Origin of the sequence: Mesorhizobium sp. M0496, from assembly GCF_040321205.1 — a bacterium.
Lineage (GTDB): Bacteria > Pseudomonadota > Alphaproteobacteria > Rhizobiales > Rhizobiaceae > Mesorhizobium.
This window is the reverse complement of the sequence record NZ_JAMYRC010000007.1, coordinates 46222-61556: the sequence shown is the minus strand read 5'-3', so window position 1 is coordinate 61556 and position 15335 is coordinate 46222. Positions and strand designations below refer to the sequence as shown.

Genomic DNA, 15335 nt, shown 5'->3' with positions numbered 1-15335 from the left:
GCGATGGTTGTAGCACCCGGCGGGATACAAAGATGCGGATTGCCTGCGTTCATCAGGGTTATGAACTCTATGGTTCCGACCGCAGCTTCGCGGAGAGCGTTGCTGCGTTGCGCGTCGCGTTTCCGTCGGCCGACATCGAGGTGGTTCTGCCGCGCGGCGGGCCGATCGTGCAGATCCTGGAAGCGCATGCCAGCCGGATCGTCTTCGAACCGCTCTGGGTGCTGAGGCGCCAGGCCATTGCGCGTCTTGCGACGGTCGAGATGGCGCGATTGCCGGTTGCCGTGTTCAGGGCGTGGCGGCGCCTCAGGGATTGCGACCTGGTTTACGTCAACACCTCGATCGTGGCCGACTATGCGCTGGCCGCGCGTCTTCTTCCCCACAAGGCCGTCCTGCATATCCACGAAATCCCCGAAGGCGCCATGCGCAGGATACTCGTCGGCCTGATGCACTGGAGCCATGCGGATCTGATCTTCAACTCGCGCGCGACGCGCGCCGCTTTCGGCGATCCCAAGGCCGCGCGCACGCATGTCATCTACAACGGCGTTGCCGGGCCGGCGGCGGTCGAATCGACCACCTATGACGGCAAGCGCCCGTTGCGGGTGCTGCTGCTCGGCCGCATCAACAGGATCAAGGGGCAGGAGGTGCTGCTGGAGGCGATCACCTCGATGCCGGCAGAGCTGCAGGCGAGGATCGAGGTGCGGCTGGTCGGCGGCGCCTTCGAAAGCACCGAGCGCGAGCATGCGCTGGCCGAACTGGTCGAGACCATGGGCCTCACCGGGCGCGTCAGCGTCCTGCCTTTCATACCCGACCCTTTGGAGCACTACCGCTGGGCCGACATCGTCACCGTGCCGTCGCGGCGTCCGGAATCGCTTGGGCGCGTCGCCATCGAGGCGATGGCCTATGGCCGGCCGCCGCTGGTGTCGGCGATCGGCGGGCTGGTGGAGGTGGTCAGCGACGGCGAGACCGGCTGGCATGTTCCGCCCGGCGACGCAGCAGCTCTTGGCGCGAAATTGCAGGAGATCATCCTGTGGCCGCAGGCCTGGCGCGGTTTTGTCGCTGCCGGGCGCGCGCGCTACGAGGCAATCTTCTCCGAGCCGGTCGCGGCCGCCGCGATCGCGGCGATCGCCGCCGACAAGCTGAAGACGACCATGGCGCGGCCAGGCAGGGCGGGGGCTGCCCGCCAAGCGGAGACACGGTCGTGAAGCTTGCGTTCCCGAGCCATCTGGTTCGACGCCTCGTGCTGATGATCGGCGGCGAGGCGATGCAGAGCGGCTTTCACTTTGCCCTTAATATCATGCTGTTGCACATGCTGTCGGCGCAGGGCTACGGCCTCTTCGCCATCGGCATGGTGATGGGCGGCGTCGGCCTGTCCTATATCAGGTCGCTCACCGCCGTTCCCGCCAGCATCTGGATGAGCAAAAGCGCCAACAGGGCCGGCGTCGATGCCCATGACGTGGCATTCGGAACGGCGGCGCTGATCGTGGCGTTGCTGATGGCCGTCGGCACGGCTGTTCTGATGGATGTCCTTGGCGATCCAAGCGGAATTGCCGCCGGGTGCTTCGTCGGTGCCTGGTCGTTGCGCAGCCATATGCGCACGGCTTTCTTCGCACGTCGCCTGCAGGTGGTCGTTTCCATCAGCGACGGCGCTTTTACAATCGCCGGCATTGTCCTGACCGGGCTGACGATCTGGAAGGTCCAGGACCCGCTGCAGACCGTGTTCTACGCGCTTGCCGCGGCAAATGTGTTTGGCATTTTCGTCCTGGTCCGACTGGCTCGGCGCACAATTCGCATCAGCTTCCGCATGCCGACGCGGCGACGCTACACCAGGCTCTGGCACCAGCTGCGCTGGTCGGCATTCAGCGCGACTACCACCAACATCCAGGGGCAATGTTTGGCGTTGCTGGTCGCGGGCATTGCCGGGCCTGCCGCCTACGCACCGCTGGCGGCGGTCCTGGTGTTGTTTGCCCCGCTGCGCATCATCAGTCTTGCTTTCGTAAACATGACGCAGCCAGACCTCGCCAGGCTGATGCGGAACAACGAAACAGTGCGTGTCTGGGCGCAGGCGAAGATCTGGGCGCTCGTCATGGGGCTCGGCGGCCTGGTTTATGGATGCGCCATCATGTTCGTTCTGCCGACGATTAAATCCCAGGCCCTCCAGGACGCCTCGGTCGGGTTCATCGGGCTTTTCGTGATCGCGAATTTTGTGCCGATCATGCTCTATATCATGCCCCGCATCGTGCTTGAGATACTCGGCGATTTCCGGATCGTCGCATTCACCACGCTGGGCGGCGCGGTTGTCGGGCTGGTACTGATCGCGATCCTGCTGGCGATTGCGTCTCCGCCGTGGGCGCTGGTGGGTTCCGCCGTGTCCGAGATCTTCGTGCTCGCGGCATCATGGTATTTCGCGCATCACCGCATATGGAATCTCGAGCATCCGGATGAGGCACGCGACAGCCGGTTGGGTTCGTGGCGGCGGGCGGTCACGTTCGCGACGGCAAAACGATAGGAGAAGATGAAGATATGGCAGGCCAGGCAGTGCAAAGTGCTGCGGCGACCGGCTTGCCCGAAGGGCAGGCCCTCGATCCCGTAACCGTCGCCGCGAACGATGCCTACACGGCGCGATTGCACACCAGCCTGGAAGCGGCCAGGCCGCTCTGGCTGCGCTACCAGGCGGAGGGCGTGTGCACCGCCCACCAGCAATATGCGTGGGCCGAAGGAATCGTCGCGCGACTGCTGCCGAAAGGTGCGGAAGTGCTCATCGTGGAGGTGAACGACGCCACGACGGGCGCGCCCCGGATGTTGGTGCCGCTGATGCGGCGACCGGCTCCCGGCCATCGGGTGATCGAATGGCTGAGTTGTGGCGTTTGTGACTATTCGGCACCGCTGCTGGCCGATGCGAGCCCGTGGACGAGGCAATCCGCACAGGCCGCGTGGGCGGCGGTGCGTTCCGTGCTGCCGCCGGCGGACCGCATCCACATCACGGGAATTCCGCAAGGGATCAGCGGCGTCGCCAACCCGCTGGCCTTGCTCGCGGCCACGCGCGATTCCCTTCATACCAGCTTCGGCCTCGCCATCGACGGCGACCCTGAAACCGTCCTCAAGCGCCTATGCAGGCCCTCGTTCGTCAAGGCCTTCAACAAGGACTGGCGCCGGATCGAACGGCTCGGCAGCGTGGAACTGGTCGAGGCCAACACTCCGGCTCTGGTGGAGCTCATCTTCGGCAGCCTAGTCCGGATGCGGCTCAGCCGCTTTCGCGAATTGGGCCGTTTCGACCTGCTGACGCAGAGGACGGCTGTCGACTTCTACCGAAACGCCGCCCTCGAGGGTCTGTCGGATGGATCGGTGCGGCTCTTCGGGCTGCGCGTTGGTGAAGCTCTGATCGCCGTCCAATACCTGCTGACCCATGAAGTTACTGTTCATGCTCTGCTGATATCAATCGACCAGGGCGCGGTGCCCAACGTTTCACCGGGGCTTCTGATCATGGGCAAGTTGATGAGCTGGGCGCGCGAGAAGGGTTTCGACTATTTCGACCTGTCGGTAGGCAACCAGAGCTACAAGGAGCATATGGGCGCCACGGGTTCGACCCTGCGCGAGCTTTGCCACGGGACTACGGTGCGGGGCAATGCCGTGACCACCGCCCTCGAGCTCCGCAACCGGACCGAGGTGCTCGTGCGATCCAAACCTCGGCTGCTCAAGACGATCCAGGGACTGATGCGGGGTTTGCGGCGCTTGCGTGGGGGACCGGAATGACAGGACAAGCACGTGGCAAGCCGGGCAATGCAAGTTGTTGCGATGACGGACGATGGGCCGGTTTCGCCGATTGCCGCCAGCGCCGGCGCCGGCGCGCGCTATACGGCGCGGCTGCACACCAGCTTTGAGACCGTCAAGCCGCTCTGGCTGCAACACCAGGCGGACGGCGTCTGCACCGCCCATCAGCACTATGCGTGGGTCGAAGGCATCGCCGCGCGGCTGATGCCCAAGAGCGCGGAACTGCTCGTCGTCGAGGTGAGCGACACTGCGACGAGCGCGCCGGTCATGCTGCTGCCGCTGATGCGGCGCCGGGCCAGCGGCCACCACGTGATCGAATGGCTGAGCTGTGGCGTGTGCGACTATTCGGCGCCGCTGCTGGCGGATGCGAGGCCCTGGACCAGGCAGGGCGCCGACGCCGTCTGGGCGGCGGTTCGCGCCGTGCTGCCGCCGGCCGATCGCATCCACGTCGTGGGAATACCACGGCAGATCCAGGGGGTGGCCAATCCGCTGGCCTTGCTTTCGGCGGCGCGCGACTCCATCCAGATCACCTCCGGCCTCGTCCTGCATGGTGAAGCGGAGACGCTCATCAAACGCATTTGCAGGCCGTCCTTCGCCAAGACGTTCCACAAGCAGTGCCGCGCCTTCGAACGGCGTGTCGGCCTCGCTCTGGTCGAGGCCGACACGCCCGCGCTGACCGAGGAGCTTTTCGACGCGCTGCTGGAACTGCGACTGAAGCGCTTTCGCGAGCTTGGGCGTTTCGACCTCCTGACGCAGGCTCCGGTCGTCGACTTCTATCGCGACGCGGCACTGCGAGGCCTGTCCGATGGATCGGTGCGGCTGTTTGGGCTGCGCGTCGGTGAAGCCTGGCTCGCCTCCATCTACGTGCTGGCCAGAAAAGACACGCTTCACACCCTCCTGCTCGGCATCGACCAAAATGCGGTCGCCAATGTCTCACCCGGCCTGACGATGATGGGCAAGCTGATGATGTGGGCGCGCGGAAATGGTTTCGACTATTTCGACCTGTCGGTCGGCAGCCAGGGCTACAAGGAACATATCGGCGCCTCGAGTTCGGTTCTGGCTGAGATCTGCGAACCGATAACGGTGCGGGGCAGGGCTGCGAACGCAGCCATTTTGCTGCGCAGCCGGGCCGAAGGCATGGTGCGGTCGCACCCGCGGCTGCACAAGGCCGGCCAGAACCTGATGCGTCGCTTGCGGCGATTGAAGGACTGATTCTAGTCGCATTCGAACTCGCTGAGCCCGTCTGCCCAAGGGAAGACCTCGTGGCCACATCTCGCGGTTGATTCATGTCAAAGCGGATCGGCGTCCCTGCGCTTATCTGATCTCCTGTCTTGGGAAGGACGCAGGCGGGTGGGCGGTCCCTGTCGGCAAGCTGAAAAAGCTCCAGCGAGGGCCGCCCGCAACCTTTGGCGAAAGTTTGCCCTGCATTGCCGTTCGTGCCAGGCAAACACCTGAAATTGACAGGACACCTCGTCTCCGTCATCCTTGAAGCCAGTCGCCAAGCCGCGGACAGCGGCCGCGTTGCGTGTCAGGGCGACCGAGGGCAGCGTCATGTTCAGTCCCGTCATCGGCCAGAATTCCAAGCGCGCCGCGGTGCGCAAGGCGCTCGACCGCCACAAGGTCTACATCACCGCGCAGAGTTTTTCGGCCGGCACCTACCAGGCCCGCGTTCTGGTCGACGGCGAGGCCTATTGGGTCGATGAATTCCGGCTTGCGCAGTTGCAGCAGGGGCTGTCGCCGGCCGAGCTAGAATTGACGCCGGCCACCGACGATTGAGAGTGTAACTTCCATCCGTTCGTACCGCCGGGAAATCCGAAATGCTGGCGGGAAAGCCGTAGTTGCCGCCACCGACACCTGACCCATGCCGTCCCCCAAGCTCAAAACCTATCGCGCCAAGCGCGAATTCTCGAAGACGCCGGAACCGGCCGGCGGGCTCGTTGCCGGCGAAGGCAACCGCTTCGTCGTCCACAAGCATCACGCCACATCAGATCACTATGATCTGCGGCTGCAGGTCGGCGACGTCTTGAAGAGCTGGGCGGTGCCACGCGGGCCTTCGCTCAATCCGGCCGACAAGCGCCTGGCGGTCGAGACCGAGGATCATCCGCTCGAATATATCGACTTCGAGGGTGTCATCCCTGAGGGCGAGTATGGCGGCGGGCCGATGATCGTTTGGGACACCGGCACCTGGGCGCCGATGGACGATGTCGAAAAGAGTTTCAGGACCGGCGCCTTCAAGTTTCGCCTTGCCGGCGACAAGCTCAATGGCGGCTGGATGCTGACCCGGCTGAAACCAAAGCTTGGCGAGGACGAGAACAGGAAGAACTGGCTGCTGTTCAAGGAGCGCGACCTTGCCGCCGACACCGTGCTCGATATCTTGGAAGCGCGGCCCGAAAGCGTCAAATCCGGATTGCGCATAGAGGAACTCGTGGCGCCGGCGAAACCGGCCGCCAGATCCGCGCCGAAGCCAGGTTCGTTGAAGCCCGGCACGCTGCCGGGGGCGTTCAAGGCGCCGATGCTTGCCCGCATCGAGCCGCAGCTGGCCACGCAGGTGCCAAACCCGCCGTCTGGCGAGGACACCGGGGAGACATGGCTGCACGAGATCAAATTCGACGGCTACCGCACCATGGCGCATCTCAGCGACGGTGTGGTCAAGCTCATCACCCGTGGCGGGATCGACTAGACGAAGCGCTATGGCGACCTGCCCGGCGCCTTTGCGAAACTGCCGTGCCGCGACGCCATCATCGATGGCGAGATCGTCGTGCTCGACGCCAGGGGCATCAGCCGCTTCGCGCTGCTGCAGGACGCGCTGGCAGAAGGCGCCGGCAGCAAGCTGCACTTCTACGCCTTCGACCTTCTCTATCTCGATGGCTGGGACCTGACCAAGGCGCCGCTTGTCCGGCGCAAGGCATTGCTGGCGCAGATGCTGTCGGGCCTCGGCGCCAATTCCGCCATCCAGTTCTCCGACCATGTCGAGGGCTCGGGGCAGGGGCTCTACGATCAGGCGTCGGAACTCGGGCTGGAGGGCGTCGTCTCCAAGCGCGCCACCGCAACCTATCAGAGCGGCCGCACCAAGAGCTGGACCAAGACCAAGGCGTTGCAAAGCGGCAATTTCGTCATTGCCGGCTACACCACGTCGGATGCGGCCGAGGGCCTGGCAGCCCTCGGCCTTGCCGAATTCGAGGACGGTGAATTGCACTATCGTGGCAAGGTCGGCACCGGCTTCGATGCCGGGACCGCCGCTGAATTGCTCGCCAGGCTGGAGCCGCTCACAGCAGGGGCGACGGCGCCGGAGGGGGCGCCGCGCGAAATCATGCGCGAGATGAACTGGGTGAAGCCGTTGCTCTCGGCCCGCATCCACTATGCCAACCGCACATCGGACAATGCGCTGCGCCACGCGGTGTTCAGAGGCTTGCGCGATGTCGGCCTGTCGACGCCGGTGTCCTCGACACGCAAGCGGCTGATCGCCGAGGCTGATCTCGCCACCATCTGGGTGACCAACCCAACGCGGCGGCTGTTCGGCAAGACCGGCCCGACCAAGCTCGACATCGCCGTCTACTACGCGCTGGTAGGTGACTTCATGCTGCCGCACATTCTCGGCCGGCCGGTGTCGCTGGTGCGCTGCCCCACCGGCCTGCCGAAGGACTGTTTCTTCCAGCGCCATGCCTTCACCGGCATGCCGCCCTCGGTGGTGACGTTCGAGGCGACTAACTCCGAAGGCGAGACCAAATCCTATCTCTCGGTGGAGGGCGCAAAAGGTTATCTGGCGCTGGCGCAGTTCGGCGTCGTCGAGTTCCACACCTGGGGCACCCACCGCACCAGCCTCGACAGGCCCGACCAGATCGTCTTCGACCTCGACCCGGGTGAGGGGATTTCCTGGCGCGAGGTGGTCGAAGCCGCGGTGCACATCAAGGGCGAGCTGGAAGGGCTGGGGCTGGTGCCGTTCGCCAAGACGTCCGGCGGCAGCGGCATCCACATCACAGTGCCGGTGACGGGCAAGCAGAACTGGAAGAAGCTGCACCAGGCGACCAGCGCCATCGCCACGCATCTGACGGCCACCGCGCCCGATGCCTTCACCACCACCATGGGCAAGGACAATCGCAAAAGGCGCATCTTCATCGACTATCACCGCAATGCGCGCGGCCACACCTCGGCGGCGCCCTATTCGCTGCGCGCCCGCACCAACCTGCCGGCCTCGACGCCGGTGAGCTGGTCGGATCTCGAATCCATCGATGCGCCGCAGGACCTGAACTATTCCTCGCTGCCGGGGCTGCTCGCGACGTCAGGGGATCCATGGGCGGATATTGACGAGTTCGCGCGGGATTTGCCTACCTTGAAGAACTAGGGTTGGCGAAGCCGAGCCCAGAATCCATCGACGCTTCCGACAATTTGAATTATTCTCCACTCACGACCTCAAAGACGTAACGGAAGATTTCGTCAGGAATTTCCCTGTATCGTGCGGGGTCGGTGTAGGATTTGCGCAGCCTCGTTCGTCCTTCGGACGAAAAGCGCTGCAGTAAATGTCAGTGCATGGCCGCGTAGGAGTGTTTCATGGCGCCCAGGGCAAGTTGGAAAGGTTATCTCAAACTCAGTCTGGTCAGCTGTCCGGTGCGGCTATACCCCGCCACCAGCGCCAGCGAGCGCATCAGCTTCAACCAGCTGCACAAGAAGACCCACAACCGCATCAACATGAAGCCGGTCGACCCGGAACTCGGGCTGGTCGAGCGTTCGGATCTGGTCAAGGGCTATGAGTATGAGGACAAGCAGTACATCATCATCGATGATGCCGACCTCGACGCGGTGCGCATCGAATCCAACCACACGATGAACATCGAGGCTTTCGTCGACGAGGACGAGGTCGACGTCATCTATCAGGACGCGCCGTACTATCTGGCGCCCGATGGCGCGATGGCGGAGGAAACCTTCGCCGTGCTGCGCGAAGCCATGCGCAAATCCGGCAAGCTGGCGATCGCCCGCCTAGTGCTGTCCAGCCGGGAACGCGTGGTGACGATCGGCGCGCGCGAGAACGGGATGTTCGTGTGCACGTTGAGGAACCCGAACGAAGTGCGAGGTACGGCTGAGTATTTCGGCAACATCCCTGCCGGCAAGCCCGATGCGGAAATGCTGCAGCTGGCCGAAGCGCTGATCAAGCAGAAGGAAACCACCTTCGATCCAAAGAACTATGAGGATCGCTACGAGGCAGCACTCATGACGATGATCCGCGAGAAGCTGAAGGGCCACAAGCCGATCATCGCGGCGGCACCCGAGCGCGGCAATGTCATCAATTTGATGGATGCGCTGAAGGCCAGCCTGTCGCAGTCGAAGCCGCCGGCCAAGTCGAAGAGCAAGGCCGACGAGGTCGCCAAGCCTGCCGCGAGGAAGATGGCAGCGGGCGGTGCTGCTGAAAATCCGCTGAAGGCCAATCTGCTGAAGGCGGTCGGCAAGAGCAAGAAATGACGGCACAAGCCGTCCCGGGGGCCGTTTTCGGCACCATCGGCGCGCTGGCGGCGTTTCCGCTGCGGCTGGCAGCACGCGAAGTCGAGCGCCAGCACGGCCAGTTGCGGCGCGGTGTTGTCAGGCGCACCACGCATGTCGTGTTCGGGCGGACACTTTTGGCCAAGGCCGTGCTCTCCAGGAACGGTGACGCCGAGATCGAGCGCCGCGTCTCCGCCGAGCGCGCGGCTGGGCGCGTACTCGTCAGTGAAAGCGGCTTCCTGCGCCTGCTCGGGCTGATGAAGGCGCCGGAAGCATCTTCGCTGTCGCGGCAATCGCTGATCGAGCAATCGCGGCTATCGGGCGCCGATCTCGACCTGCTCAGCCTGTTCGATGCGTTCGAGCATGACGCAGAACCCTATTCCTTCCGCGACCTGATCCTGGCGCGCAAATATGCCGGGCTCATAGCCGGCGGTGCGACATGGGGCGCGATCGCGCGCTCCGTCCATCGTTCGGGCCCGGTCGCTTCGCTGACCGCCAAGTCGCTCAATGTCGGCTCACAGCATGGGCGCGCTGACGCGATCTATCTCGACGGTGGCCAGAGCGAACTCGATGGGCAATTGCTGTTCGATTTGGGCAACGCCGGTTCAACTGGCGACGACACGCTGGAAGAGCTGTTTGCCGAGGCGGAAGCGGCGGAGGAGGGCGGTGACCATGATGGAGCTGCCGCGCTCTATCAGCGCTGTCTGGCCATCGACCCGAGCGACGCGATTGCGGCCTTCAACCGCGCCAACTGCCTGCGCGCCGGCGGCCACGCGGCGGACGCCGCGCACGATTACGCCCGGGCGATAAAACTCGATCCGGCCTTTGTCGAGGCCTGGTTCAACCTTGCCGGGCTGATGAGCGAGCAAGGCCGCGAAACCTCGGCGCGAAGGCACCTGCAGAAGGCGATCGCGCTCGACAAAACCTATGCCGATCCGGTGTTCAACCTCGCCCGACTGGAATTCGACGCCGGCAATCTGCTGGAGGCGCGGCGGCTGTGGGCGCGGTATCTGGAACTCGACGCGGATTCCGAATGGGCTGGGGTTGCGGCCAAGGGGGTGCAGTTCGTGGATATGCAGCTGGCGCGGACGGCGGGGTGAGTGGAATTTATGCTGGCGCTTGAACACCCCCCTCTGGCCTGCCGGCCATCTCCCCCGCAAGGGGGGAGATTGGATGTCACCACCGCCTTCGCCAATCATGACCATTGGAAAGTGAGCGAGACGGCAAATCTGCCCAATCTCCCCCCTTGCGGGGGAGATGTCCGGCAGGACAGAGGGGGGTGCGAAGGAACGCGGCCTTTCTCGGAAGGTCGCCCCATGACCACCTTCCTCTTCGACGGCCACGACACCGCCCCCGTCACCATTCTGCTCGCCCATGGCGCCGGTGCATCGATGGATTCGCCCTCGATGACGGCCACCGCCAAGGCGCTGGCCGCGGCCGGCTTCCAGGTCGCGCGCTTCGAATTCCACTATATGGCCGCACGCCGCTACGGCCATCGCAAGCCACCGCCGCGGGCCGAGACGGTGAACCCGGAATATATCAAAGCGATCGCCGATCTCAGGGCCAAGGGCGTGACCGGTCCGCTGATCATCGGCGGCAAGTCGATGGGCGGGCGCGTCGCCTCGATGGTGGCGGACGAGATGCTTGCCAAGAGCGAGATCGCCGGGCTGGTCTGCCTCGGCTACCCCTTTCACCCGCCGGGAAAGCCGGACCAATTGCGCACCAAGCACCTTGCCGGATTGAAAACGCCGACGCTGATCTTCCAGGGCACGCGCGACGAGTTCGGCACGCCCGACGAAGTCGCTGGCTACGGGCTCTCCGACAGCATCGAGGTTGTCTGGCTGGAGGACGGCGACCACGACCTCAAGCCGCGCAAGAGCATCTCGGGCTTCTCTGCCGCCGATCATCTGAAGACATTGGCCGAGACGGTGAAGGCGTGGTCGGGCCGGATCGTCGCCTGACCTTCGATGAAGATCGCCTCGTTCAACATCAACAACATCAACAGCCGGCTGGACAATTTGCTGGCGTGGCTGGCGGCGGCAAAGCCCGATGTCGTCTGCCTGCAGGAGTTGAAGGCGCGTGACACGCAGTTTCCGCGCTCTGCTCTAGCCGCGGCCGGCTATGGCGCGGTGTGGAAGGGCGAGCCGACCTGGAACGGCGTCGCCATTCTCGCGCGAGGTTCGGAACCGGTGCTGACCCGCGATGGCTTGCCGGGCGATGATGCCGACAGCCAGAGCCGCTACATCGAGGCAGCGGTGAACGGCATTGTCATCGCTTGCCTCTATGCGCCGAACGGCAATCCGCAGCCCGGCCCGAAATTCGCCTACAAGCTGGCATGGCACGCGCGACTGGAGGCGCATGCCGAACAGTTGCTCGACACCGGCCTGCCTGTGGTGCTGGCCGGCGACTACAACATCGTGCCCGAACCGCGCGACATCTATGCCACCCACTCCTATGACGACAACGCGCTGGTGCAGCCGGAAAGCCGGGCCTCCTTCGCCGCCTTGATCGAGCAGGGCTGGACGGACGGCCTGCGCAAGAAGCATCCGAAGGAAACGCTCTACACATTCTGGGATTATCGCCGCAACCGCTGGCCGCGCGACGCCGGGCTTCGGCTTGACCACATCTTGCTGTCGAAGAAACTGGCACGGCGCCTGACCGCCGCCGGCATCGACCGCGACGTGCGCGGTGAGGACGGCGCCAGCGACCATGCGCCGGTGTGGGTGGAGCTGAAGTAGGCGATTGGTTCCAAGCCATTTGCGACGGGCGCGTTGGAAGCGACGGATCAGAGATCCTCTCGGCGATGAGGAACGGACACGTCCTGGAGACGCGGCCGCTGGCCTCAGGCGCCGCCTTCAGCTTCGATCTGGCACTGATGCCGACACGGCTCTCATCAGTGACGGCGGCTTTGAGCGGAGGTTGACGCTGTCGCCCTATCCGGCCGATCTCGGCTTGCTGTCGCCGCAAACCGCTGACACTGATGCCGCCCTGGAAACGATCGATTTCGACGATGTGACGTCGCACACCTTCAGGAAAATTCCGTCCGGCCATGCCGGGCTGGCGTGGCGCAACCTGAATGCGATGGCGTGCGACTACACCAAGGACAGCCAGGGTTATGTCAATGGCAACGTTTCTGGCGACCATGTGGTCTACCGGCCGAATTCAGCTCAATATGGTAACGCGTGTTCGCCTGTCGACGAAACACTATTGGTAAATGGTCTTGGACGACCTGGTCCTGACGCGCTGAAATTTGGCGCATCAAGATCAGGCTGCGCAGAAATTATTGCGGTATCGGATTCGAGGCGCCGTTTCCCGCTGTGATCGCCGAAAGGCTCCCTTTTTTCAGAAAAACCGGCTTGGCGTAGGTCTTCATCATCGTGGTCTCTCCTGAATCCCTTGGCGATGATGGCAGATACGCGACCTGTGCCAACCAAGCCGGGTGCCCACAGCAGGCTCTTGGCGACACGCGCTTGCCGCTGATAGTCTCGACCCTGATGACCGCATTGCACATGCCTTGATCGTCTCCCCTGCCGTGCTATGTAAAAATCATGTCAGCACCCAGCCTCGCGGCCAACGCGCCGCTCATTGTCATCGATCTCCAGACCGGCATGTTCGACGGTGTGCACGAGCCGCCGATCCATGATGCGCCAGGCGTTGTCGAGCGTGCCCGAGCGGTGATCGACTGGGCGCGGCGCAACGGGCGCAAGGTTGCTTTTGTCAGGCACGATGGACCCGCGGGCGATCCGCTGGCGCCGGGTGAACCTGGATGGCCGGTGTGGCCGGCACTTGGTCAGGCCGAGAACGAGCCGACCTTTGCCAAATCCGTGGGCGATGCCTTCAGCAATCCCGCCTTCGGCGACTGGGTTGCCGGGCAGGGCGCTGGCGCGGTCATACTGGTGGGCGCACAGACCGATTTTTGCGTAGCGGCGACGGTCAAGGGCGCGATGGCCAGAGGGCTTGAGGTGACCGTGATTTCCGATGCCCACAGCACGCTGGACAATGCCAGCGAGAGTGCCGAGCAGGTCATCGCCCGGCACAATGGCGAATTCGCCGAGGCCGGCGTCAATCTAATGACGACGAAGGCGCTGGTCGGCGGCTGAATCTCTCACGAATTTGGCGGCGGGCTGTCTCTTCGCGCGGTGGATGACAGCGCCGGGCGCCTGCCGTGGTCGACGCGGACGGGGGGGCGCATGTTGGGATGGCTCGGGCGCCCGCGTCAACCAGGGCGGCTCGTACCGCCGCATTAGCAGCATTGCACATTGCACGCCGGCCGAAACTTCCGCGAAAGCGGAATAGGCCGGGGCTAAAGTGCGGATTCGGTGCCCGAATCTCGGCGCGCCAAAAACAGTTCTCTTTCTTGCGGCATTGACCGCCGGTGGGCGAGCGGCGACGACTGGCGCGGCTGTATGTTCCCACCGGTGCGTTCAGGCTCGATCAGTTTGCCGCTTGGTCATCCGCCGCCTGCATCGATCGGGCGGGCGGCGAAGACAGCGCGTGTTGATCCGATGGCGGCCCGCTGAAATAGAGAGAACTGCCCAGGACGAGGAACACGATGCCCACCGCCATCAACCCGACCATCAACACAGCAATCGCCGTACCCGGGCCGTGGCCTGTGTTGATGATTGTGGATCGATGGGGCATCGCGCTGTTCCTTTGAATTGGATGCCGGCTGTTGTCCTGCAAGGTCTTTGCGGACAAACGACAAGCGGCGCCCGATGTTCCCTTGTGCGGGCTTCAATCGGTCACGTCGGGCTTTTGCGTTTTCCTGTGGGACCAAGGTCTTGGCAGCCGGACGCAAAGGTCCAAGGGACCCTGTTCGGTTCCGGCAATGTCCATTGGACGTTCCATTATTTTAGTCAAAACTGATATAATGCCCGGGCTAAAAACTTAGCCGGCCAAGCGTCTTTCGCCAATAATTCGGGCATGGAAAATGTGGTTTTGGCAAGATGCCTCTCACTCCGAGGCATCGAGATACGCTTCTGGAGCCCGACCAGTTCGCGTTCATCGGGGATAAGAGACGCCGCCCGCCCAAGTGATCCGGCTTACGTCTCGTCGAACCGCCCCTCGCGGGTCGGATGGCGCTTGATCGCGGCTTCTTCCTCGTCGTCGGGCAGCGCTTCATCGCTGTTCTGGTAGGCGTTGTCGTCGTCTTCTTCGGGCTGTTCGCCATCCTTCTCGGTGTCATAGCGGACGTCGCCGTTTTCGGAGCCAGGCAGGATCTGGCCGCCCTTGACCGCGTCCCAATCCTGTTGCTCGATGGTCGGGCCATCGGCCCGCGGTGCATCATCTTCGATGTCGGTGCGTGGTTTGCTGCGCGGTGCCATGCTGGCCTCCAATCCTTGAAAAGACTGGAGGCGAAACTCGTGTTGCCGGGGGTTTGTTCCCGCGCCCGACGTGCAAAGACTGGGCGTGGTTCTGGATTGCCGCCGGCTTGCACGTCAGCCTAGCCACCACCACCGGGATTGTCGACGGTGGCCGTATAGTTGGCGAACACGCGGTTCCAATCGTGCTGGCTGCCCGGTGGACTGTTGGCCACCTTGCGCCAGAAATCGAGATGGCCCTTGTTGGCCTTGTTCATGATCACTTCCTGCATGTGGTAGGAAGGCAGGCCGAGCCTGTTCAGCGCGGCAAAGGTCGACCACGTGCCGGTGCGGCCGAAACCAGCCCCGATCAGCTTGAGTGTCATTTCCCCATCCCAAAAGGACTGACATTCTCCGATATTCCAGTCCATGAGGATTACGCTGCGCCTGGAGGGAAAACAACGCAATAAAATTCTCATGACTGGTTTAGTCGACCAGCGGACTGCAATGTGTCTGTCGTGGCCAGACCCATCTTGTCTTGCTCGTGAGCAAGGCAAGTCCGGTGAACGGCGCCACCGATCACGACAAACATCAAGGTGAAGCGCATTAATATCTGTCCCAGATAGGCCACTTACCCGTGAAGCCTGAGAGCTATTCCGCGCCAATTTTCGAGCATCGTTACAACAACCATTGAATACCTTGGCCAAGCTCGTGATGCCTTCAATTCTGGAATTGGGAATGGAACCCCGGACCGGCGGTGGAGTTTTCATGTAGGGTGGGGTTTCAGTTATGACA

General features: G+C 63.5%; 14 protein-coding genes and 1 pseudogene. 12 read left to right on the top strand and 3 right to left on the bottom strand.

The features are described 5' to 3' along the window. Positions 1–32 precede the first annotated feature (32 nt). The 12 genes and pseudogenes from NKI73_RS09235 (at position 33) to NKI73_RS09180 (ending at position 13340) form a co-directional block, all read left to right on the top strand. On the top strand, positions 33–1202 hold the full coding sequence (locus NKI73_RS09235) for a glycosyltransferase (protein WP_352628753.1): 1170 nt from the start codon (positions 33–35) through the stop codon (positions 1200–1202). Further along, positions 1199–2506, top strand: coding sequence for a lipopolysaccharide biosynthesis protein (locus tag NKI73_RS09230; RefSeq protein WP_352628751.1), 1308 nt, complete (start codon positions 1199–1201; stop codon positions 2504–2506). Before NKI73_RS09235 ends, NKI73_RS09230 begins: the two co-directional genes overlap by 4 nt. Positions 2507–2520: 14 nt before the next feature. Continuing rightward, positions 2521–3750 carry a GNAT family N-acetyltransferase gene (locus tag NKI73_RS09225; protein WP_352628749.1) on the top strand — a complete coding sequence of 410 codons (1230 nt, stop codon included), beginning with the start codon at positions 2521–2523 and terminating at the stop codon, positions 3748–3750. Between the two features lie 27 nt (positions 3751–3777). Continuing rightward, positions 3778–4980 (top strand): GNAT family N-acetyltransferase, encoded by a 1203-nt coding sequence (locus tag NKI73_RS09220; RefSeq protein WP_352628748.1) that lies wholly within the window; start codon positions 3778–3780, stop codon positions 4978–4980. Positions 4981–5319: 339 nt separating this feature from the next. Further along, a complete protein-coding gene (locus NKI73_RS09215; RefSeq protein WP_352628746.1) occupies positions 5320–5544 on the top strand; it encodes a hypothetical protein in 225 nt (74 codons plus the stop codon). A gap of 85 nt (positions 5545–5629) precedes the next feature. Continuing rightward, positions 5630–8110, top strand: a pseudogene (gene ligD / locus NKI73_RS09210) (DNA ligase D). A gap of 206 nt (positions 8111–8316) precedes the next feature. Next, positions 8317–9222, top strand: a complete 906-nt coding sequence (gene ku / locus NKI73_RS09205) for a non-homologous end joining protein Ku (RefSeq protein ID WP_352628744.1) — start codon at positions 8317–8319, stop codon at positions 9220–9222. Further along, positions 9219–10340: a tetratricopeptide repeat protein gene (locus NKI73_RS09200; protein WP_352628741.1), complete on the top strand. Its 1122-nt coding sequence runs from the start codon at positions 9219–9221 to the stop codon at positions 10338–10340. The genes ku and NKI73_RS09200 overlap by 4 nt, the downstream gene beginning before the upstream one ends. Before the next feature lie 216 nt (positions 10341–10556). Further along, a complete protein-coding gene (locus tag NKI73_RS09195) occupies positions 10557–11201 on the top strand; it encodes an alpha/beta hydrolase family protein (RefSeq protein ID WP_352628740.1) in 645 nt (214 codons plus the stop codon). A 6-nt stretch (positions 11202–11207) separates the two neighbouring features. Continuing rightward, a complete protein-coding gene (locus NKI73_RS09190; RefSeq protein WP_352628738.1) occupies positions 11208–11978 on the top strand; it encodes an exodeoxyribonuclease III in 771 nt (256 codons plus the stop codon). 181 nt (positions 11979–12159) lie between these two features. Then, complete coding sequence (locus NKI73_RS09185; protein ID WP_352628736.1) at positions 12160–12561, top strand: hypothetical protein; 402 nt, start codon at positions 12160–12162, stop codon at positions 12559–12561. Positions 12562–12788: 227 nt separating this feature from the next. Continuing rightward, positions 12789–13340, top strand: a complete 552-nt coding sequence (locus tag NKI73_RS09180) for an isochorismatase family protein (RefSeq protein ID WP_352628734.1) — start codon at positions 12789–12791, stop codon at positions 13338–13340. Positions 13341–13674: 334 nt separating this feature from the next. Here the strand turns inward: NKI73_RS09180 and NKI73_RS09175 are convergent, their stop codons facing one another. From NKI73_RS09175 to NKI73_RS09165, 3 genes are all read right to left on the bottom strand, one after another. Next, entirely contained in the window at positions 13675–13881 is a 207-nt protein-coding gene (locus NKI73_RS09175) for a hypothetical protein (RefSeq protein WP_352628732.1), read from the bottom strand. A 401-nt stretch (positions 13882–14282) separates the two neighbouring features. Further along, positions 14283–14564, bottom strand: coding sequence for a hypothetical protein (locus NKI73_RS09170; protein ID WP_352628730.1), 282 nt, complete (start codon positions 14562–14564; stop codon positions 14283–14285). A gap of 119 nt (positions 14565–14683) precedes the next feature. Beyond that, entirely contained in the window at positions 14684–14926 is a 243-nt protein-coding gene (locus NKI73_RS09165) for a sulfotransferase (protein ID WP_352628728.1), read from the bottom strand. Positions 14927–15335 lie beyond the last annotated feature (409 nt).

Coding starts and splice junctions, on each gene's coding strand:
- NKI73_RS09165 (WP_352628728.1), bottom strand. CDS start 14,926: ATGACACTCAAGCTGATCGGGGCTGGTTTCGGCCGCACCGGCACGTGG.
- NKI73_RS09190 (WP_352628738.1), top strand. CDS start 11,208: ATGAAGATCGCCTCGTTCAACATCAACAACATCAACAGCCGGCTGGAC.
- NKI73_RS09195 (WP_352628740.1), top strand. CDS start 10,557: ATGACCACCTTCCTCTTCGACGGCCACGACACCGCCCCCGTCACCATT.
- NKI73_RS09175 (WP_352628732.1), bottom strand. CDS start 13,881: ATGCCCCATCGATCCACAATCATCAACACAGGCCACGGCCCGGGTACG.
- NKI73_RS09225 (WP_352628749.1), top strand. CDS start 2,521: ATGGCAGGCCAGGCAGTGCAAAGTGCTGCGGCGACCGGCTTGCCCGAA.
- NKI73_RS09180 (WP_352628734.1), top strand. CDS start 12,789: ATGTCAGCACCCAGCCTCGCGGCCAACGCGCCGCTCATTGTCATCGAT.
- NKI73_RS09200 (WP_352628741.1), top strand. CDS start 9,219: ATGACGGCACAAGCCGTCCCGGGGGCCGTTTTCGGCACCATCGGCGCG.
- NKI73_RS09215 (WP_352628746.1), top strand. CDS start 5,320: ATGTTCAGTCCCGTCATCGGCCAGAATTCCAAGCGCGCCGCGGTGCGC.
- NKI73_RS09170 (WP_352628730.1), bottom strand. CDS start 14,564: ATGGCACCGCGCAGCAAACCACGCACCGACATCGAAGATGATGCACCG.
- NKI73_RS09220 (WP_352628748.1), top strand. CDS start 3,778: ATGCAAGTTGTTGCGATGACGGACGATGGGCCGGTTTCGCCGATTGCC.
- ku (WP_352628744.1), top strand. CDS start 8,317: ATGGCGCCCAGGGCAAGTTGGAAAGGTTATCTCAAACTCAGTCTGGTC.
- NKI73_RS09235 (WP_352628753.1), top strand. CDS start 33: ATGCGGATTGCCTGCGTTCATCAGGGTTATGAACTCTATGGTTCCGAC.